This window comes from Paracoccus lutimaris, assembly GCF_003337565.1.
Taxonomy (GTDB): Bacteria; Pseudomonadota; Alphaproteobacteria; order Rhodobacterales; family Rhodobacteraceae; genus Paracoccus; species Paracoccus lutimaris.
In genome coordinates this window covers 22,567-42,493 of record NZ_QPJL01000004.1, presented here as the reverse complement: position 1 = coordinate 42,493, position 19,927 = coordinate 22,567, and the positions used below count along the sequence as shown (strand labels likewise).

Sequence of the window (19,927 nt, the reverse complement as noted above, 5' to 3'; positions counted from 1 at the left end):
GGGTGTCGCTTTGGCAACGCTGCGTCCGGGGCCGCGTCCGGGCCGGAGGGTTCCGTCCGCCGGAAACAGGCTCCGGCAGCCGGTCCGTGACGCCCTGCGGCGCGCTTTTTACGGCGCGGGCGAGTTCGCGGCCAGGAAGGCGATCACGTCGGCCTGATTCTTGGCCAGCTTGAAGGTCATCTTGGTTTTCAGCGTCTTGTCGCCGACCTTTTCCTCAACATAGCTGTTCGGGTCGGTGATGTAATGCTCCAGATCCTCGACGGTCCAGACCTCGCCGGCTTCGCCCAGCTTGATCAGCGCGTCGGAATATTTGAAGCCTTCCTCGGTGCCGGCCTTGCGGCCGACGACGCCGTAAAGGTTCGGGCCGGTCTTGCCGCCCTTGACGACATCGGTGCCGTCAGGCGCCTTGACCATATGGCAGGCCTTGCATTTGTTGAACTCTTTCTGGCCCTTGACCGGGTCCCCGGCGTCCTGCGCCATGGCGGGCAGGGCGAAAGTCAGGGCGGCGAAAGTGGCGATCACGCTGGGTTTCATCGCTGTTCCTCTGGGTTTCTCTTCGTATCGAACGGGACCTCTCCCGTTTGCACTCCGAGGGCTAACATGGGGCAGACCCCGCGAACACAGGCAAAAGGTCGCACAATTGCCCATATCGCGAAATATCCCGGTCCGACTTGACTAAAGTCAGGTCCGCAGATCGGGAAAGTGCCGCAGGAACGTGCGGCGCAGCGCCACGTCCAGATCGCCAAGCCCGACCGGGCGTCCCAAATCTACCAGACTGGTGACGCCGTGGCCAGAAATCCCGCAGGGCACGATGCCGGCATAATGGCTCAGATCGGGTTCGACATTGACCGAAATGCCGTGAAAGCTGACCCATTTGCGCAGCTTGACGCCGATGGCGGCGATCTTGTCCTCGCGCATCGAGCCATCTGGCAGGGGGGCCTTGTCGGGGCGCGCGATCCAGACGCCGACACGGCCGTCGCGAATCTCGCCCTTGAGGGTGAATTCGGCCAGCGCGTCGATCACCCAATCCTCAAGCGATTTGACGAATGCGCGCACGTCGCGGCCGCGCCGGTTCAGGTCCAGCATGACATAGATGACGCGCTGGCCCGGCCCGTGATAGGTATATTGCCCGCCGCGCCCGCTGGCATGGACGGGAAAGCGCGCCTCGAGCAGGTCCTGCGTCTGGGCGCTGGTGCCGGCGGTGTAAAGCGGCGGATGCTCGACCAGCCAGATCAGCTCATCGGCCTCGCCGGCGAAGATGGCGGCGGCCCGCGCCTCCATGAAGGCGACGGCTTCGGCGTAATCGGTCAGTCCGGGGGCGGTGATCCATTCGGTCATGGCCGTCATTTGGCGTCAAACCGGCTGCGCCGCAAGAGGCACAGCAGAACATGAATCTGCTGCATGATCATTGTGCGGATGTTGAGGTTCACTATGTGATATGGCGTCGCTATAAAGACGAATTCCACATAGCCCGGACCGTTAGCCATGTCTCTGCCCCTTTCGCCCGTTTTCGACCAAATCCGTGCCGCCGCGCGCGAACGCATCCTGATCCTTGACGGGGCGATGGGCACGCAGATCCAGCAGCTGGGCTTTGACGAAGGGGACTTCACCGGCCATGGCGGCGGTTGCGGCTGCGGCTGCCATCCCCCGAAACCGGGCGAGCATCCGCAAAAGGGCAACAACGACCTGTTGATCCTGACCCAGCCCAAGGCGATCGAGGACATCCATTACCGCTATGCGAAAGCCGGCGCGGATATCGTGGAAACGAACACGTTTTCCTCGACCACCATCGCGCAGGCCGATTACGGGATGGAGGGGGCGGTCTATGACCTGAACTTCTATGGCGCGAAACTGGTGCGTCAGGCGCTGGATCGCGCCACGGCCGAGGACGGCCGCCCGCGTTTTGTCGCCGGCGCGCTTGGGCCGACGAACCGCACTGCCTCGATCAGCCCGGACGTGAACAATCCCGGCTATCGCGCTGTGACCTTTGATCAATTGCGTCAGGCCTATGCCGAACAGATCCGCGGCTTGATGGATGGCGGCGCCGACCTGATCCTGATCGAGACGATCTTTGACACGCTGAACGCCAAGGCGGCGGTTTTTGCCTGCGAAGAGGTGTTTGCCGAAAAGAATCTGCGCCTGCCGGTGATGATTTCGGGCACGATCACGGACCTTTCGGGGCGCACGCTGTCGGGGCAGACGCCCTCGGCCTTCTGGTATTCGCTGCGCCACGCAGCCCCGGTGACCATCGGGCTGAACTGTGCCCTTGGTGCCGCCGCCATGCGCCCGCATCTGGCCGAGCTTTCCTCGGTCGCGGATACGCTGATCTGCGCCTATCCCAATGCCGGCCTGCCCAATGAGATGGGCCAGTATGACGAAACGCCCGAGGACATGGCCCGTCAGGTCGCCGATTTCGCCCGTGAGGGGTTGGTGAATGTGGTCGGCGGCTGCTGCGGCTCGACCCCCGACCATATCGCGGCGATTGCCCGTGCCGTCGCCGATATTCCGCCCCGTGTGATTCCGGATGTCCAGCCGCGCCTGCGCCTTTCGGGGCTGGAGCCTTTCGTCAAGACTGACGACATCCCCTTTGTGAACGTCGGAGAGCGCACGAACGTCACCGGCTCTGCCAAGTTCCGCAAGCTGATCACCAATGGCGATTATGCGGCGGCACTGGATGTGGCCCGCGATCAGGTCGAAAACGGCGCCCAGATCATCGACGTGAACATGGATGAGGGCCTGATCGATTCCAAGCAGGCGATGATCGACTATCTGAACCTGATCGCGGCCGAACCCGATATCGCCCGTGTGCCTGTGATGATCGACAGTTCCAAATGGGAGGTGATCGAGGCCGGGCTGAAATGCGTGCAAGGCAAGCCGGTGGTGAACTCGATCAGCCTGAAAGAGGGCGAGGAGGCGTTCCTGAAACAGGCCACGCTGTGCCGCCGCTATGGTGCGGCCGTCGTGGTCATGGCCTTTGACGAAACCGGACAGGCCGATACCGAAAACCGCAAGGTGGAAATCTGTGCCCGCGCCTATGACATTCTGGTCAATCGGGTCGGCTTCCCGCCCGAGGATATCATCTTTGATCCCAATATCTTCGCCGTGGCGACTGGGATCGAGGAGCACGACAATTACGGCGTCGATTTCATTGGCGCGACCCGGCGCATCACGCAGTCCTTGCCGCATGTCCATATCTCGGGCGGGGTTTCGAACCTGTCCTTCAGCTTCCGCGGCAATGAGCCGGTGCGCGAGGCGATGCATGCCGTATTCCTGTATCACGCCATTCAGGCGGGGATGGACATGGGCATCGTCAATGCCGGGCAGCTGGCCGTCTATGACCAGATCGCCCCCGACCTGCGCGAGGCATGCGAGGATGTCGTCCTGAACCGCAAGCCCGCCAAGGGCGGCACGGCGACGGAAAACATGCTGGAAATCGCCAGCCGCTTCCGGGGCGAGGGCGGCGCGAAGGCCCGCGAAAAGGACCTGACCTGGCGCGAATGGCCGGTGAACAAGCGGCTGGAACATGCGCTGGTCAACGGCATCACCGAATATATCGACGAAGACACCGAAGAGGCGCGGCTTGCCGCCGAACGCCCGCTGCATGTCATCGAAGGTCCGCTGATGGACGGGATGAACGTGGTGGGCGACCTGTTCGGCTCGGGCAAGATGTTCCTGCCGCAGGTAGTGAAGTCGGCACGGGTGATGAAACAGGCCGTGGCGCATCTTCTGCCTTTCATGGAGGAGGAAAAGGCCGGGCAGGGCGGTTCGACCAGTGCCGGCAAGGTGCTGATGGCGACGGTCAAGGGCGATGTCCACGATATCGGCAAGAACATCGTCGGCGTCGTTCTGGCCTGCAACAACTATGAGATCATCGATCTGGGCGTCATGGTCCCGGCGACCAAGATCCTTGAAGTCGCCAAGGCCGAGAATGTCGATATCATCGGCCTGTCGGGCCTGATCACGCCCTCGCTGGACGAGATGGTGCATGTCGCATCCGAGATGGAGCGTGAGGGCTTTGACATTCCGCTGCTGATCGGCGGCGCCACGACAAGCCGCATCCATACGGCGGTCAAGATCAACCCGCGCTATGCCAAGGGGCAGACCGTCTATGTCACCGATGCCAGTCGCGCCGTGGGCGTGGTCGGCAATCTGCTGTCGGGCCAGAAGACGGCCTATACCGATACGATCCGCGCCGAATATCTGGACGTGGCGAACAAATATGCCCTGGCCGAGAACGACAAGAAGCGCCTGCCGCTGGCCTCGGCCCGCGACAATGCCATGCAGATCGACTGGACCGGGTTCGAGGCGAAAGCGCCGCAATTCCTCGGCCCCCGCGTGATCGACGATTTCGATCTGGCCGAGATCGCGCGCTATATCGACTGGACCCCCTTCTTCCAGACATGGGAGCTGAGGGGCGTCTATCCGCGCATTCTTGAGGATGAAAAGCAGGGCGAGGTCGCCCGCCACCTTTTCGCCGACGCGCAGGCCATGCTGAAGCGCATTATCGACGAGAAGTGGTTCACGCCGCGTGCCGTCATCGGCTTCTGGCCGGCGAATCGCGTGGGCGATGACATCCGGCTTTACACCGACGAAAGCCGGGGCGTGGAACTTGCCACGCTGCACACGCTGCGCCAGCAGGTCGCCAAGCGCGACGGTCGCCCCAATGTCGCCATGGCCGATTTCGTGGCCCCCGAGGGCAAGCGCGACTATGTCGGCGGCTTTGTCGTCACTGCGGGCGGCGAAGAGCAGGCGATCGCCGAGCGTTTCAAGGCGGCGCATGACGATTTCTCGGCCATTCTGGTGCAGGCGCTTGCCGACCGCTTTGCCGAGGCGCTGGCCGAGATGATGCATGAGCGCGCGCGCAAGACCTATTGGGGCTATTCGGACGAAAGCTTTAGCGCCGAAGAACTGGTGGCCGAGCCCTACAAGGGCATCCGCCCCGCGCCCGGCTATCCCGCGCAGCCGGACCACACCGAAAAGGACACCCTTTTCAAGCTTCTGGATGCCACATCTGCGACCGGGGTCGAACTGACCGAGTCGATGGCAATGTGGCCCGGCTCGTCGGTTTCCGGCCTTTATATCGGTCATCCCGAGGCCTATTATTTCGGCGTGGCCAAGGTCGAGCACGATCAGGTTCTGGACTATGCCGAACGCAAGGGCATGTCCTTGCACGACGCCGAACGCTGGCTGGCGCCGGTCTTGAACTACACGCCCGCACCAGCCGTCGCGGCCGAGTGACAGGACGTTCCGAAAATCGCGACGGCGGATAAAATCACCCTTTTCATCTGCCGTTGAACCCTCTAGAAGGCGGCCTTGCTACGGATGCGGTCGTGGCGGAATTGGTAGACGCGCAGCGTTGAGGTCGCTGTTCCTTAACCGGAGTGGAAGTTCGAGTCTTCTCGACCGCACCAAATCTCTATTTGAGATCTCCTTGAAAATCTGGTCAAGCTCAGACGCTTGTGCGCACTTGTGCGGATTTGTCACGTCGCCCCGGTGGCGCGCGTAGCGCCCCCCAGATTCCCGATCAAATTCGCCCTTTCCGTGTTAACTTTCGCGCAGCTCGCCCGAGTGACGATGCAGGCCGCGCGCCTGCATCCTCAAGCGGGCAGGGCTGGACAGCCAACGGAGACAAGGCATGAGATATTGGTTTTTGTGGATGATTGCGGGCCTGATTTCGCTTTTCGGCGGTTTTTTCGCGCTGGCCAATCCATTGGCTGCGACGCTGACCGCCGAGCTTCTGGCTGGCTGGATGTTCGTGGCCGTGGGGATCATGACGATGGTTTCAGCCTTTGGGGATCAGGGCTGGGGAGGGCGCATCCTGTCGCTGCTGATCGGGTTGATCATCCTGATCCTGGGCATTGATCTGATCGTCAATCCGCTGGCGGGCATCGTGTCGCTGACCTTCGTGGTGGCCATCGGGCTGCTCGTCATGGGCGTCCTGCGCCTGCTGCTGGCGTTCCGTTCCGATTTCGCGCAGCTGCGCTGGGTGCTGATCCTGTCGGGCGCGGTCTCGCTGCTTCTGGGGGCGATGATCATGTCGAATTTCCCGCAATCGGCGGCACTGGTGCTGGGTGTCTATCTGGCGGTCGAGCTGATCTCGAACGGCGTGTCGCTGATCGTGCTGTCGCTGGCGCGCAAATCTGAACCCGAGGTGGCGTGATGACCGCATGGCTTCCGATGATGGCCGCCGGCCTTGCTGCGCTTGTGGGCGGGCTGCTGGCGCTGATCAACCCGGCCTCGGCCAGTGTGGCGACGACCACGCTGGCGGGCTGGGCACTGTTGATCGTCGCTGGCTTTCAGGGCTGGGCGGCCTGGAAATCCGAGACCACCTCGGCGCGGCTGCGCGCCGGGCTGATCGCGGCGGCCTGCCTGTTTCTGGGCCTGTCGCTGCTGTTCGGCCCCTTTGGGGACGGCTGGCTGATGCAGATGCTGATCGGGCTTTTGCTGATCGCCTCGGGTGCGGCCAAGCTTTGGGCCGGGCGCGCGATGAAGGGCGCGCCGAATTTCCCGCTGGTGATGGGCACGGGCGCGGTCTCGGCGCTGATCGGGCTGGTGGTGCTGTTCGGGCTGAACCTGAATTTCGGCATCCTGCTGGGGATTGAGCTTCTGGCCAGCGGTCTGGCGCTGGTCCTTCTGGCCATGCACCGCCGTGCCAATGGCTGAAGGCCGGGCCGATCCGCTGCGCGGATTGCTGACGGTGGTTCTGGGACTGGCATTGGTGGCGCTGATCGGGCTGTTTCTGGTCATCGGCAAGGCGCTGCTGTTGCCCATCGTGGTGGCGGTGATCTCGGTCTATGTGCTGATCGCCGCCAGTGACGCGGTCGGGCGGCTGCCCGGCTGCCGGCGCCTGCCGGAATGGCTGCGCCGGGCGCTGGTGCTGGCTGCCTTCCTGCTGGCGGTGATGTGGCTGGGCGGGGTCATGGTCGCCACCGCCGAGCAGATCCGCCCGCGCCTGCCCGATTATCAGAAGAACGTCTCGGGACTGGTCGCGCAGCTGACGGCGCTGGCCGGGATCAAGGGGGATCCGGACTGGCACCGGCTCTGGTCCGACACGTTCGGCACGCTGCGCGTGCAGCAGGTGGCGGGCATGCTTCTGGGCTCGATCAGCGCGGCGGCGGGGCTGATCTTCATGGTGGTGGTCTATGCGGTCTTTCTGATGGGCGAGCGCAACGGCTTCGCCCATAAGGTCGCCGTCGCCCTGCCGGGGGAAAGCGGCATCCGCGCCAGCCGCATCATCATGCAGACCAACCGCGCCATCAGCGACTATCTGGCGGTCAAGACGCTGATCAACGCGATCCTGGGGCTGTTGTCCTATGCGGTGCTTTGGGCCTTTGGCGTCGATTTCGCGCTGTTCTGGGCCATCCTGATCGCGCTTTTGAACTATATCCCCTATGTCGGCTCGATCCTGGGGGTGATGTTTCCGGTCGTGCTCAGCATGGCGCAGTTCGGCTCGGTCGAGCGGACGCTGGCGCTGGCGGGGCTGCTGGCCCTGACGCAGATATGGGTCGGCAATGCGCTTGAGCCGCGCATGGTCGGGCGCAAGGTGAACATGTCGCCCTTTGTGGTCCTGGTGGCGCTGGCGCTCTGGTCCTCGATCTGGGGGGTGTCGGGGGCGATCCTTGCTATCCCCTTGACCTCGATCATCGCCATTGTCATGGGCAGTTTCGCCTCGACCCGCCCGTTCGCGGTGTTGCTGGCGGAGAATGTCAGTGTTTATGAGGAAGACGATGCACGCATTTATTGAACTTGGGCTGGGCTTGCGGGCGGCTTTCACCAGCGCGCGGGTGCGGCTGCTGCTGCTGCTGACGGCGACGCTGATCGGGCTGGCCTCGACCGCCTTTCATCATGTCGAGGGCTGGCGCTGGCTCGATTCGATCTATTTCTCGGTCATCACCATTGCCACTATCGGCTATGGCGACATCGTGCCCAAGACCGATCCGGGCAAGATCATCACCATCGTCTATGTGCTGTGCGGGCTGGGTCTGTTCGTCGCCACCGCCACCGCAATTGCCGATGCCATCATTTCACATGCCAATGACCATCTGGACGCGCTGGCCAAGGCCGAGGAGATCGAGCGCCGCATCCGCAAGGAGCTGTGATCGGGGGCTTGGCAGGGTTGCGGGCAAAGGCTAGGCTGGCACCATAGCCTCCGCCGCGATGCCCGGATATTGCCGCCGTTGCCCGCCCGGTTGCCGCCATCCCTCTTGCGCGAAAGGACTGCCATGACCGACCTGCCCCAAGCCGCAATGTCGCCGCGCCCCCAGCTTCTGGCCACGCTTTCGCAGATTGTCGGTGCGGGCAATGTCCTGACCGCCGAGCGCGCGACGCGCCGCTATACGCGCGGCATCCGCTTTGGCAGCGGCCCGGTGGCCGCCGTGGTCCGTCCCGGCTCGCTGGTCGAGATGTGGCGGGCGCTGAACGCGGCCGTGGCCTCTGGCCGGGCGGTGATCCTGCAGGCCGCCAATACCGGGCTGACCGGCGGCTCGACGCCATGGGGTGATGACTATGACCGCGAAATCGTGCTGATCAGCGTCATGCGCCTGAGCGGCATCCACAAGCTGGGGCAGGGCGAACAGGTCGTCTGCCTGCCCGGCGCGACGCTGGACGCGCTGGAAAAGACCCTGCGCCCCTTGGGGCGCGAGCCGCATTCGGTGATCGGCTCGTCCTGCATCGGCGCCTCGGTTCTGGGGGGCGTGTGCAACAATTCGGGCGGCGCGCTGATCCGGCGGGGCCCCGCCTATACCGAACTCAGCCTTTACGCCGAGGTGCGGGGCGATGGCAGCGTGGCCCTGGTCAACAATCTGGGTCTTGATCTGGGCGATGACCCCGAGGCGATCCTGACCCGGGTCGAACGGGGCGATCTGCCCCAGCCCGCGCCGACCGATGCCTGGGCCTCGGACCGCGAATATCACGACCATGTCCGCCAGATCGACGCCGAAAGCCCGGCGCGCTTCAACGCCGATCCGCGCCGGCTGCGCGAGGTCGCGGGCTGCGCCGGCAAGCTTGCGGTCTTTGCCGTGCGGCTGGACACGTTCGAGGCCGAGCCGGACACGGCGGTCTTCTACATCGGCACCAATGACCCGGCCGAGCTGACCACGATCCGCCGCCATATCCTCGGCCAGTTCGAAAGCCTGCCGATTGCCGGCGAATATATCCACCGCGACGCCTATGACATTGCCGCGCGCTACGGCAAGGACACGTTCCTGTTCATCCAGAAGCTGGGAACCGACCGGATGCCGGCGCTGTTTTCGGCGAAATCCCGCGTCGACGCGCTGACCGAGCGTTTCGGCATGGGCACGACGATTTCGGACCGGATCGCGCAGGGCATGGCGCGGCTGATGCCCCATCACCTGCCCAAGCGCATGGACGAGTTCCGCGACCGCTATGAGCACCACCTGCTTTTGCGCATGGGCGGCGCGGGCATTGCCGAGGCGCGGGGATTTCTGGCGCAGATCATGCCCTCGGCCACGGGGGGCTATTTCGAATGCACCCCGGAGGAGGGCAAGGCCGCCTTTCTGCACCGCTTTGCTGTCGCGGGCGCCGCCAACCGCTACCGCGCCATCCATGCCCGCGAGGTCGAGGACATCATGGCGCTGGACATCGCGCTGCGCCGCAATGACCGCGACTGGGTTGAAACCCTGCCGCCGGAGATCGAATCCCGCATCCAGCACAAGCTGTATTACGGGCATTTCTTCTGCCACGTCTTCCATCAGGATTATGTGGTGAAAAAGGGCCATGACCCCATCGCGCTGGAGCATGAAATGTGGGCGCTGCTGGACCAGCGCGGGGCCGAATACCCGGCCGAACACAATGTCGGCCATCTTTACAAGGCCAAGCCCCAGCTTGCCGATTTCTATCGCGGGCTGGACCCGACAAACAGCCTGAACCCCGGCATCGGCCAGACTTCAAAGCAGAGCTGCTGGCATTAGCGCGCGAAGGCCGTCCGTGCGGGCGGGATCGGCTGCAATCGTCGCCTGGCTGGAAGCCGGCGGAGGGCAGGATGAGCGGAGGCGCGCTTTTCTCGGCCCGGCGCCCTTGCGGCAGGCGATCCGCGACCCCATGCTATTCTTACGATGACCGAGCAAAGCCAGATCTCCCCGCGGCAGTCGATCCTGCCCCCGATCACCGACCCCACCGTCCATGCCGAGATCGACCGGCTGGCGCGCCGCTATCTGGCGGCGGGCGGCATCGCCATGGAGCTGCTCAATACCGTCGGCGGCAAGGCCGAGGGGCTGCTGGAAAAGCTGCCCGCGCCGGTGCGCGGGCGTATGGACAAGCTGACGCTGGCGGCGCTGAACCGCGCCTTTGATGCGGCCTCAAGGTCGCGGGGCGTGCTGCGCGACCGGGGCGACATGTTCAACCGGCTTTTGTCGACCACCTCGGGCGCGGTGGGCGGGCTTGCCGGGATCGGCGGCGCCATGCTGGAACTGCCGGTCACCATCACGCTGCTGTTGCGGGCGATCATGGATATCGCCGCCGAACATGGCTTTGACCCCGATGCCGATCAGGCCCGGCGCGAGGCGCTGCATGTCTTTGCCTCGGCCGGCCCCCTGTCCGAGGATGAGGGCGCGGATCTGGGGCTTTTGACCGCGCGCATGACCGTCACCGGCCATACGGTGCAGGCGCTGATCGCGCGGGTGGCGCCCAGGCTCTCTGCCTCGATGGCGCAGAAGCTGGCGGCGCAGACCGTGCCGGTTCTGGGCGCGGTGGCGGGGGCGACGATCAACTATCATTTCACCCGCTATTATCAGGAAATCGCCCGGGTGCATTTCGGCCTGCTGCGGCTGTCGCAGGAAACCGGCATCCCGCGCGAGGCGCTGATCGAGGCGCTGGAGCTGCGCATGAACCAGCTGCGCCCCGGCCGCAAGTCGCTGGACCGGGGCTAGGTCCCCGAACCTCAGACCTCGGTTTCGGCGGCCAGTTGCAGCGTGGCGGCGGGCGCGTCCAGATGGTCGATCCCCAAGGGGGCCGAGGGCCGCGCAAGGCGCGATTTCACCACCCAATGCAGGCGTTCCTGCGCGCGGGTGATGGCGACATAGGCCAGCCGTTTCCACAGCGCGATCCCGGCCTCGGAGCGGCCCGACCATGCGGCGGCGGAAATATCGGGGCCAAAGACCTGCACGTCAGGCCATTGGCTGCCCTGCGCCTTGTGGATCGTCACCGCCGCGCCATGCAGGAAGGTCGCCCCCATGCGCGCGGCGTAGGGGATGAAGGGTTCCTCGACATCGGGCATCTCGATCTTGATGATCGAGGCGGCGGAAAAACGCGGTTCCTCGGCGCCGACGACATGCAGGCGCGAAAAGCCCGGCTTGCGCCCCGGCCCCAGATAGATCACCTGCGCGCCCTTGATCAGGCCGCGCGCCTCAAGGTCGATGCGTTTCTTGCGGTGTTTCAGGGGCAGTTCCAGCCCGTCGCAGATCAGCGGCTCGCCCGGCATCAGCGCATCGCCCGGCGCGCCATAGGCCGAGCGGAAGGCCTGGATCAGCTTGATGCGGGTCACGTTGCGCCAGACCAGAACCGGGCTTTCGGCCATCAGGTCCGACTCGACTCGCTCGGCCCAGATCACGCGCGGGTCGCGGCTTGCCGCCTCGCGGATCATGCGCTCGAACGTGTCGAATTCCAGCGCCGGGTCCGACAGCGCATGCGCAAGGTCAAGGATCGGGCTGTCATCCTGCTGGCGGTGGATGCGGTTCAGGACCAGCCGTTGCGGCGCGGCCAGCCGGTCAAAGACCATCTCGCCCGACTGGCCCACCGGGGCAAGCTGCGCGGGGTCGCCAAACAGGATCAGGACCGGGAAGATTTCGCGCAGATCCTCGAACTGGCGTTCGTCCAGCATCGAGGCCTCGTCGATCAGGCCGATATCGAGGCCGTCCTCGCGCCGTTTCCAGCCGCGGATGAAATCCGAGCCGCGCAGACCCGCCGCCGCCAGCGCGCCGGGGATCGAGGCATGCTGGTCGTAAAAAGCCTTCGCGCGGTCCAGCGCGGCCTCGGTCAGCCCCTCCATCAGCCCATCGACCGCCGGGCGGTCACCCAGCCCGGTCAGCCAGTCGGCGATGCGCTCGTATTCGGGATCATAGACCGGGGTATAAAGGATGCGGTGGATCGTCGTCGCCGGGACGCCGCGCATGCGCAGCACGAACGCCGCCTTGTTGGTGGGGGCAAGGATTGCGACCGTGCGGCGGTCCTTGCGCCGCTTGCTTTCATAATCGCCCGAGACGATGTCGATGCCTGCTGCGCGCAGCGCCTTGGTCAGCTCCGCCAGCAGCAGCGTCTTGCCCGAGCCGGCCTTGCCGATCACCGCCATGACGCGGCCCTTGCCGGGTTGGGGCGGGGCGATTTCCTCGGAGATCAGGTCGATGCCGGCATCTTCCAGCAGGGCGGCCAGCGCGTCCCAGGCTTCGGCCTGATCGGGGGAAAGGGTGGGAAGGGTCATGCGACCCTGTTAGCCCGGCGGGCGCGAGGGGGGAAGCCCCATCGCCTTGGCGCGCGGGCGGCATGGATATTTGGATGAAGAAGAAATCAGGCGCGGTCGTCCTTGGGTGAGCCCATGACCACATGGGTGGTGATGGTGGCGATCTGCGGGAATGCGCCCAGAACCTCGATATGGAAGCGGCGATAGGCTTCGAGGTCGCGGACCTCGACCCGCAGCAGGTATTCGACCGAGCCGGTGATGTTGTGGCATTCGCGGACCTGCGGCGCGGCAAGGCAGGCGTGCTCGAAGGCGCGCTGGGCCTCGTTGGTGTGGCGCGACAGGCCGATGGTCACATAGGCGGTGAAGCCCGCCGCACGGGCGGCAGGCGCGATGGAGGCGCGGTAGCCCTGGATGGCGCCGCGCCGCTCAAGTTCCTGCACCCGGCGCAGGCAGGCCGAGGGCGAGAGGCCCACCTCGGCGGCGAGCTGTTGATTCGGGATGCGGCCATTCCTCGCAAGGATGCGCAAGATCCGCGCGGATATGGGGTCGATATCAAGATCTGGTTGTTGTGTTGGCGCTGTCATTCGAAAAAATGGTCTGAAATTGCGTTCATTCAGCAATAGCATTGCGGCATCTGATGGGAAACACGCAATGTCGCAGCAAATTCTGATGGCGCTGACAGCCTTTGCCTTTGTCACCTCGGTCACGCCGGGGCCGAACAATGTCATGCTGATGGCCTCGGGGGCGAATTTCGGCCTGCGCCGGACGCTGCCGCATATGCTGGGTGTGGCGCTGGGATTCGGGGCCATGGTGGCGCTGCTGGGGCTGGGGGTGGACCGGCTGATCGCCGGCTCGCCGCGGTTGGCCGAGGCGATGAAATGGATCAGCATGGGTTATATGCTGTGGCTGGCCTGGAAGATCGCCCATGCCTCGGCCCCGATCGGGACGGGCTATGCCGGGGCGCGGCCGATGGGCTTTCTGGCCGCCTGCGCGTTTCAGTGGATCAATCCCAAGGCCTGGATGATGGGGCTGGGCGCGCTGTCGGCCTATTCCGCCGGGGCGGGCGGCGCGCTGATGGTGGCGCTGATCTTTACGCTGGTGAACCTGCCTTCAGTCGCGATCTGGGCGGCGATGGGGCGGGGGCTGCGGGGCGTCTTGCAAGAGCCGGGGCGGCTGCGGCTGTTCAACCGGGTGATGGCGGTTCTGCTGGTCGTCTCGATGGCGCCGGTGCTTACCGGGCACTGAGCGCGATCAGGCTCGCGACGCCAAGGACGATCAGGCCCATGCCGGCTAGCTGGCGGGGGCTTGCGCCTTCGCGAAAGACCCGGCCTGAGACGAGCTGCGCCATCACCACCTCGACCAGCGCCAAGGTGCGGACATTGGCGGCGGCCGTCAGCGCAAAACCGATGAACCAGAAGAGCGAGGCAAGCGCCCCCAGCGCGCCCGCGCCCAGCGAGCCGCGCCAGTGGCGGACGATTCCGGCCAGCGCGGCGCGATCCGCGACCGAAAGCCAGACCAGCATGATCGCGCTTTGCAGGGCAAGGCTGAGGGTCAGGACCGTGGCGGCGCGGGTGACGCTGTCGCCATGGGGCAGGGCTAGGATGGCGCCGCGAAAGCCGATGGCCGAAAGGCCGAAAAGCGCGCCCGCCGCGATGCCAAGCGCGGCAGCGGCCCAGCCGCCCCGGCGCCAGTCGGTGCCCGACATCAGCAACACGCCCAGCGTGGCTGTGGCGATGGCGCCCATGCGGGCGGGGCCAAGGGGTTCGGCCAGGAGCACCGCGCCGATCAGCGCCAGCGTCACCGGCTCGGTCTTGATCAGCGCGGTGGTGACGCCGAAACCCCGGCTTTTCATCGTGAGCAGCATCAGCGCCGTCGCCGCGATCTGCGAGACGGCCCCCAGTGCCGCCCAGCCCAGCACGCTGGCGTCGGGTGTGGGCAGGCGGGTCAGCATGGCCAGGCCGACAAGGGCAAGCGCGGCAAAGGGCAGGCCAAACAGGAACCGCACGGCGGTCGCGCCCATCGTGCCCAGTTCCGCCGTCAAGCGGCGTTGCGCGGCATTGCGGCCGGTCTGGGCCGCTGCCGCGATCAGCGTGGCAAGGATCCAGCCCATCGACTGCGCCCCTCAGCCGCGAATGGCCGCGAGCATCCGGGTCACGTTCTCGGGGTCGGCCTCGGGGGTGATGCCATGGCCGAGGTTGAAGATATGCGGGCCGTTCGAAAAGGCCTGAACGATGCGGCGGGTCTCGGCCTCAAGCGCCGCGCCGCCGGTGACCAGCAACGAGGGGTCCAGATTGCCCTGCACGCAGCCGTCCTTTTGCACCTCGGCCGCCGCCCATTCGGCGCTGACAGAATTGTCCAGCGCCACGCAATCGGCGCCGGTGGCGCGGGCGAAACCGGCATAGCGGGGGCCGGCCTCGCGCGGGAAGGCGATGACGGGGATGCCGGGATGGCGGCCCTTGATCGCGGCAATGATGCGCTTGGCGGGGGCCAGCGCGAAATCGTCGAAATCCTGACCTTTCAGCGAGCCGGCCCAGCTGTCGAAAAGTTTGACCACCTCGGCCCCGGCCTGAATCTGGGCGGACAGGTATTCGATGGTTGCGTCGGTGATGCGTTCGATCAGGGCGGAGAAGGCGGCGCGGTCGGCTGCCTTCATCGCATGGGCGGGGCCTTGATCGGGGGTGCCGCGCCCGGCGATCATATAGGTCGCGACCGTCCAAGGGGCGCCGGCGAAACCGATCAGCGTCACCTCGGGCGGCAATTCGCGGGCGAGGATGCGGACGGTTTCATAGACCGGGTTCAGGACCTCGTGGATCGCGTCCACGGGCTTCAGCGCGGCCACGCCCGCAGCATCGCTGATCGTGGACAGCCGCGGCCCCTCGCCGGTCACGAACCACAGGTCGGCACCGAGCGCCTGCGGCACCAGCAGGATGTCGGCAAAGAGAATCGCCGCGTCGAATGCATAGCGGCGGATCGGTTGCAGCGTCACCTCGGCCGCCAGATCGGGCGTGTAGCACAGCGACAAAAAGTCGCCGGCCTGAGCGCGGGTCGCGCGGTATTCGGGCAGGTAACGCCCCGCCTGACGCATCATCCACACGGGTGGAACGGGCAGGCGCTCGCCCGAAAGGGCGCGAAGGATCGGTTTTTGTGACATGTCTCACCTCTTGGCGCCCTTCATGGCGCGCAGGTTCCCGTTGTCAAGGCCAAGGGCGGGCGCTAAGTCCATCGCATGACCCAGATGCCTGACCCCCAGACCCCCCTTCGCATCGGCACGCGCGGCTCGGCCTTGGCGCTTGCGCAGGCGCATGAGACCCGCGCGCGGCTGATGGCCGCCCATGGCCTGCCCGAAAATGCATTCGAGATCGTGGTCATCAAGACCACCGGTGACCGCGTGCTGGACCGCCCGCTGAAAGAGATCGGCGGCAAGGGCCTGTTCACCCGCGAGATCGAGGATGCGCTGACGGCGGGCGAGATCGACATCGCCGTGCATTCGATGAAGGACATGCCGACGATCCAGCCCGAGGGGCTGGTCATCGACTGCTATCTGCCGCGCGAGGATGTGCGCGACGCTTTTGTCAGCCCGCATTTCGGCAGCATCTCGGGATTGCCGCAAGGCGCGGTCGTCGGCTCGTCCAGCCTGCGCAGGCGGGCGCAACTGGCGCAGCGCCGGCCCGATCTGCAATTGGTCGAGTTTCGCGGAAACGTCCAGACGCGCCTGAAAAAGCTGGAAGATGGCGTTGCGGTCGCGACTTTTCTGGCCATGGCGGGGCTCTCGCGTCTGGGCATGCAACATGTGGCGCGGGGCGCGGTCGAAGCCGATGAGATGCTGCCCGCCGTCGCTCAGGGCTGCATCGGGGTCGAGCGGCGCGCCGATGATGCGCGCATCGGTGCGATGCTGGCCGCGATTGCCAATCGCGACAGCGCGCTGCGCATGGCGGCCGAGCGCGCCTTTCTCAAGCGGCTGGACGGATCCTGCCAGACCCCCATCGCCGGGCTGGCCGAGCTTGACGGCGACCGGCTGCATCTGCGGGGCGAGATCCTGCGCCCCGATGGCAGCGAGGTGATCGCGGGCGAACGCAGCGGGCCGGCCTCGGACGGGGCGGCGATGGGCACCGATCTGGCCAATGAGCTGCGCGGGCGGGCGCCGGCGGATTTCTTTGACTGGGGCTAAAACGCCAGCAACACGGCAAGGCCAAGTCCCAGCAGCACCATCGCCCGGCGATAGAGCGCAAGCCCGCGCATAAGATCGCTCGCGCCCGGATCGCGGGCGCCCTCGTTCAGCCAGGGTTCGGGCGTTTCCACGCCCGCATAGCTGCGCGGCCCCGAGAGCCGCACCCCCAGCGCGCCGGCCATCGCGGCCTCGGGCCAGCCGGCATTGGGCGAACGGTGGCGGCGGGCATCGCGGCGCATCACCGCCCATGCGGCGCGTGACCAGCCGGCGGCGATGAACAAAAGCCCGGTCAGGCGCGAGGCGGGCAGGTTCACCAGATCGTCCAGCCGCGCCGCAAAGCGCCCGAACAGCGCGTGGCGCGGGCTCATATGGCCGATCATCGAATCCAGCGTGTTGATGGCCTTATAGGCGGCGATGCCGGGCAGCCCGGCAATGGCCGCCCAGAGGACCGGCGCCACCACCCCGTCCGAGGCATTCTCAGCGAGGCTTTCCAGTGCGGCGCGGGCGATGGGTTCGGGGCGGTCTTCCAGATCGCGGCCGACGATCATGGCGACAGCGGCTTTCGCGCCGGGCATGTCGCCTGCGGCCAGGGGGCGGGCGACGGCGGCAACGTGATCGTAAAGCGAGCGGGTGGCGACCAGAGGCCAAGCCAGCACGCCGAGCAGGACCGGGCCAAGGGGCAGCGGCATCAGCGCCTGCGTCAGCAGGATCGCCGGGACCCCCGCCGCCGCGATGGTGACCAGCGCCGCCAGCGCCCCGCGCAGGACCCGGTGCCCGCCCTGGTTCCAGCGCCGGTCCAGCGCCGCTATCAACCGCCCCAGCCAGACCACCGGATGCGAGATGCGGCGATAAAGCCCGTCGGGCCAGCCGATCAGCGCATCCAGCGCCAGCGCCACCAGTGCCACGGTCAGCGTGCCTTGCGACAGGATCATGGCGCGACCCGGTTGACGGCCTCGACCGACCAGCCGCCGGGGGTGCGGGTCAGGACGGTCAGGGACAGCGGTGCGATGGAAAAGGACAGCGCTGCGGGGCCGATCACCATGGCGAGCGCTGCCCGCGCGGTGCCGGCATGGGCGATGATCGCGGTCGTGCCCTGCGCCTCGGCCAGCAGCGGCTGCACCCGCGCGGCCATGTCCAGAAAGCTTTCGCCGCCGGGGGGGCGATGCGCGGCCAACTCGGCGGCGGGCAGGGGGCCAAGGTCGGGGATCACGGCGCCCGGTTCCTCCCACTGGCCGAAATCCTGTTCCCACAGGGCGGGGTGATATTCGGGGGAAATCCCCAGCGCCGCGCAGGTCTGGCGGCAGCGCCGGGCCGGGCTGGCCCAGATCGCCCCGGCCCCCCGCAAGGCCCGCGCCGCCCAGTCCAGCGCCGCGCGGTCGCTGCAATCGGCATCCACGTCGTGCCGCCCGGCAAGGCCCGGTCGCGCCAGCGGTGCGTGGCGCAGGATCAGCAGGCGGTCAGTCGGGGTGGTAGGGGTCATTGGCGGTCCTGCGGGCTGGGGCATGGATGGCCCGCGCCTTGCGCCTTGTCAACGAAGGCGCGGCTTGCCCGACTCGGGCGGTGCAGGTCAGGATGCGGGAAAGAGGCGGATGGCCTTGCCCCGGGGCTTGACGCTGGCCCCGGGATTCGGGCATAAGCGCGTTAAATGAACAAATGTTCAATAAATCGGAGGAGCGTGGCGATGTTTACCGCAGGGATGGAGTTCGATCTGGGCGAGGACGTGAATGCGCTGCGCGACATGGTGCATCGCTGGGCACAGGAACGCGTCAAGCCGCTGGCCGCGCAGACCGACCGCGACAATGCCTTTCCGAACGAGCTGTGGACCGAACTGGGCGAGATGGGCCTTTTGGGGATCACCGTCTCCGAAGAGTTCGGCGGCTCGGGCATGGGCTATCTCGCGCATACCATCGCGGTCGAGGAAATCGCCCGGGCCAGTGCCTCGATCAGCCTGTCCTATGGCGCGCATTCGAACCTGTGCGTGAACCAGATCAAGCTGAACGGCACCGCCGAGCAGAAGGCGAAATACCTGCCGGGTCTCTGTGCCGGGACCGCGGTCGGCGCGCTGGCCATGTCTGAGGAGGGCGCGGGCAGCGACGTGGTCAGCATGAAGCTGCGGGCCGAGAAGCGGAACGACCGCTATATCCTGAACGGCAACAAATACTGGATCACCAATGCCCCCGACGCCGATACGCTGGTCGTCTATGCCAAGACCGACCCCGAGGCCGGCAGCAAGGGCATCACCGCCTTTATCGTCGAGCGCGGGACCAAGGGGTTCTCGACCAGCCCGCATTTCGACAAGCTGGGGATGCGGGGCTCGAATACCGGCGAACTGATCTTTGAAAACTGCGAGATCCCGTTCGAGAACGTGCTGGGCGCCGAGGGCAAGGGCGTGCGCGTGCTGATGTCGGGGCTGGATTACGAACGGCTGGTGCTATCGGGCATCGGCACCGGCATCATGGCCGCCTGTCTGGACGAGGTGATGCCCTATGTCCGCGACCGCAAGCAGTTCGGTCAGGCCATCGGGTCCTTCCAGCTGATGCAGGGCAAGATTGCCGACATGTATGTCGCGCTGAACACCGCCCGAGCCTATGTCTATGAGGTCGCCAAAGCCTGCGACGCGGGCAAGGTCACGCGGCAGGATGCGGCGGGCGCGGTGCTTTACGCCAGCGAACAGGCGATGGTGCAGGCGCATCAGGCCGTGCAGGCGCTGGGTGGCGCGGGTTTCCTGAACGACTCGGTGGTTTCGCGGCTGTTCCGCGACGCCAAGCTGATGGAGATCGGCGCCGGCACCAGCGAGATCCGCCGCATGCTGATCGGCCGCCAGTTGATGGACCTGGCCTGATGCGGGCGCTGGCCGCTTTGCTTCTGCTGGCGGCACCGGCGCTGGCGCAAGAGGGGGTGCCGGGCGATGCCGCGGGCCTTGCCACCTGCATGGCCGCGCCGGGCGAGGATACCGCGCGTGCCTCATGCGCCCAGAAACTGACCGATGCCTGTCTGGCCAGCCCCGAGGGCATGACCACGCTGGGCATGACCGCCTGCCTGGTTGCCGAGACCACGGCCTGGGACAAGCTGTTGAACGACCGCTATGCGGCGCTGCTGGTCCAGGCCGAGGCTTTTGACCGGGAACTGGAACCCGACAGCCCCTATGCGCCCTCGGCGCCGGTCTTGCAGCAGATGCAGCGCGCCTGGATCGAATTCCGCGATGCCAGCTGCGCCTATGCCGTGACGCCCTATGCCGGCGGCACCATGGCCGGGATCGCCTATGAGGGCTGCCTGCGCGAGCTCACCGCCGCACAGGCGCAGCGTCTGGGTATCCTGGGCAAGGGGAATGAGGGATGAACCCGGCC

At 66.1% G+C, this 19,927-nt stretch carries 20 protein-coding genes and 1 tRNA gene; 12 read left to right on the top strand and 9 right to left on the bottom strand.

Going from position 1 to position 19,927, the window contains the following annotated elements; translation table 11 throughout:
- Window positions 1–108: 108 nt before the first annotated feature.
- The 3 genes from DFP89_RS05315 to DFP89_RS20270 all read right to left on the bottom strand — a co-directional run bounded on the left by DFP89_RS05315 (window position 109) and on the right by DFP89_RS20270 (window position 1,487).
- Window positions 109–534 carry a c-type cytochrome gene (locus tag DFP89_RS05315; RefSeq protein WP_114348370.1) on the bottom strand — a complete coding sequence of 142 codons (426 nt, stop codon included), beginning with the start codon at window positions 532–534 and terminating at the stop codon, window positions 109–111.
- 147 nt (window positions 535–681) lie between these two features.
- A complete protein-coding gene (gene lipB, locus DFP89_RS05310) occupies window positions 682–1,338 on the bottom strand; it encodes a lipoyl(octanoyl) transferase LipB (RefSeq protein ID WP_114348368.1) in 657 nt (218 codons plus the stop codon).
- A gap of 5 nt (window positions 1,339–1,343) precedes the next feature.
- Window positions 1,344–1,487, bottom strand: coding sequence for a hypothetical protein (locus DFP89_RS20270; RefSeq protein WP_181870257.1), 144 nt, complete (start codon window positions 1,485–1,487; stop codon window positions 1,344–1,346).
- Here DFP89_RS20270 and metH point away from each other — a divergent pair.
- The 8 genes from metH (at window position 1,486) to DFP89_RS05270 (ending at window position 10,886) form a co-directional block, all read left to right on the top strand.
- A complete protein-coding gene (gene metH / locus DFP89_RS05305) occupies window positions 1,486–5,238 on the top strand; it encodes a methionine synthase (RefSeq protein WP_114348367.1) in 3,753 nt (1,250 codons plus the stop codon). The two genes, DFP89_RS20270 and metH, sit on opposite strands and share 2 nt — an antisense overlap.
- An 86-nt stretch (window positions 5,239–5,324) precedes the next feature.
- Window positions 5,325–5,411, top strand: a tRNA-Leu gene (locus tag DFP89_RS05300).
- A 224-nt stretch (window positions 5,412–5,635) separates the two neighbouring features.
- A complete protein-coding gene (locus DFP89_RS05295) occupies window positions 5,636–6,160 on the top strand; it encodes an HdeD family acid-resistance protein (protein ID WP_114348365.1) in 525 nt (174 codons plus the stop codon).
- Window positions 6,160–6,663, top strand: coding sequence for a DUF308 domain-containing protein (locus tag DFP89_RS05290; RefSeq protein ID WP_114348364.1), 504 nt, complete (start codon window positions 6,160–6,162; stop codon window positions 6,661–6,663). The genes DFP89_RS05295 and DFP89_RS05290 overlap by 1 nt, the downstream gene beginning before the upstream one ends.
- A complete protein-coding gene (locus DFP89_RS05285) occupies window positions 6,656–7,744 on the top strand; it encodes an AI-2E family transporter (protein WP_114348362.1) in 1,089 nt (362 codons plus the stop codon). Before DFP89_RS05290 ends, DFP89_RS05285 begins: the two co-directional genes overlap by 8 nt.
- Complete coding sequence (locus tag DFP89_RS05280; protein WP_114348361.1) at window positions 7,728–8,099, top strand: potassium channel family protein; 372 nt, start codon at window positions 7,728–7,730, stop codon at window positions 8,097–8,099. The genes DFP89_RS05285 and DFP89_RS05280 overlap by 17 nt, the downstream gene beginning before the upstream one ends.
- 123 nt (window positions 8,100–8,222) lie before the next feature.
- Window positions 8,223–9,929, top strand: a complete 1,707-nt coding sequence (dld, locus tag DFP89_RS05275) for a D-lactate dehydrogenase (RefSeq protein ID WP_114348359.1) — start codon at window positions 8,223–8,225, stop codon at window positions 9,927–9,929.
- Between the two features lie 144 nt (window positions 9,930–10,073).
- Complete coding sequence (locus DFP89_RS05270) at window positions 10,074–10,886, top strand: EcsC family protein (protein WP_114348358.1); 813 nt, start codon at window positions 10,074–10,076, stop codon at window positions 10,884–10,886.
- A gap of 11 nt (window positions 10,887–10,897) precedes the next feature.
- On the opposite strand, the gene DFP89_RS05265 is transcribed toward DFP89_RS05270, so the two are convergent.
- Window positions 10,898–12,433, bottom strand: a complete 1,536-nt coding sequence (locus DFP89_RS05265) for an ATP-dependent DNA helicase (protein ID WP_114348357.1) — start codon at window positions 12,431–12,433, stop codon at window positions 10,898–10,900.
- 86 nt (window positions 12,434–12,519) lie between these two features.
- Window positions 12,520–12,996: an Lrp/AsnC family transcriptional regulator gene (locus tag DFP89_RS05260; protein WP_114348356.1), complete on the bottom strand. Its 477-nt coding sequence runs from the start codon at window positions 12,994–12,996 to the stop codon at window positions 12,520–12,522.
- Between the two features lie 67 nt (window positions 12,997–13,063).
- Between DFP89_RS05260 and DFP89_RS05255 the strand changes: the two genes are divergently transcribed.
- A complete protein-coding gene (locus DFP89_RS05255; protein WP_114348355.1) occupies window positions 13,064–13,657 on the top strand; it encodes a LysE family translocator in 594 nt (197 codons plus the stop codon).
- On the opposite strand, the gene DFP89_RS05250 is transcribed toward DFP89_RS05255, so the two are convergent.
- A complete protein-coding gene (locus DFP89_RS05250; protein ID WP_114348354.1) occupies window positions 13,644–14,522 on the bottom strand; it encodes an EamA family transporter in 879 nt (292 codons plus the stop codon). The two genes, DFP89_RS05255 and DFP89_RS05250, sit on opposite strands and share 14 nt — an antisense overlap.
- 12 nt (window positions 14,523–14,534) lie before the next feature.
- On the bottom strand, window positions 14,535–15,563 hold the full coding sequence (gene hemE / locus DFP89_RS05245; RefSeq protein ID WP_114348353.1) for a uroporphyrinogen decarboxylase: 1,029 nt from the start codon (window positions 15,561–15,563) through the stop codon (window positions 14,535–14,537).
- Window positions 15,564–15,647: 84 nt separating this feature from the next.
- Between hemE and hemC the strand changes: the two genes are divergently transcribed.
- On the top strand, window positions 15,648–16,580 hold the full coding sequence (gene hemC / locus DFP89_RS05240; RefSeq protein WP_425452637.1) for a hydroxymethylbilane synthase: 933 nt from the start codon (window positions 15,648–15,650) through the stop codon (window positions 16,578–16,580).
- On the opposite strand, the gene cbiB is transcribed toward hemC, so the two are convergent.
- Window positions 16,577–17,512 (bottom strand): adenosylcobinamide-phosphate synthase CbiB, encoded by a 936-nt coding sequence (gene cbiB, locus DFP89_RS05235; protein WP_114348351.1) that lies wholly within the window; start codon window positions 17,510–17,512, stop codon window positions 16,577–16,579. The two genes, hemC and cbiB, sit on opposite strands and share 4 nt — an antisense overlap.
- Entirely contained in the window at window positions 17,509–18,060 is a 552-nt protein-coding gene (locus tag DFP89_RS05230; RefSeq protein WP_114348350.1) for a histidine phosphatase family protein, read from the bottom strand. The genes cbiB and DFP89_RS05230 overlap by 4 nt, the downstream gene beginning before the upstream one ends.
- 201 nt (window positions 18,061–18,261) lie before the next feature.
- Here DFP89_RS05230 and DFP89_RS05225 point away from each other — a divergent pair, with 201 nt between their 5' ends.
- Together DFP89_RS05225 and DFP89_RS05220 are read left to right on the top strand one after the other, a co-directional pair.
- A complete protein-coding gene (locus DFP89_RS05225) occupies window positions 18,262–19,422 on the top strand; it encodes an isovaleryl-CoA dehydrogenase (protein ID WP_114348349.1) in 1,161 nt (386 codons plus the stop codon).
- Window positions 19,422–19,919 carry a lysozyme inhibitor LprI family protein gene (locus DFP89_RS05220; RefSeq protein WP_114348348.1) on the top strand — a complete coding sequence of 166 codons (498 nt, stop codon included), beginning with the start codon at window positions 19,422–19,424 and terminating at the stop codon, window positions 19,917–19,919. Before DFP89_RS05225 ends, DFP89_RS05220 begins: the two co-directional genes overlap by 1 nt.
- The last annotated feature ends 8 nt before the right edge of the window (window positions 19,920–19,927 follow it).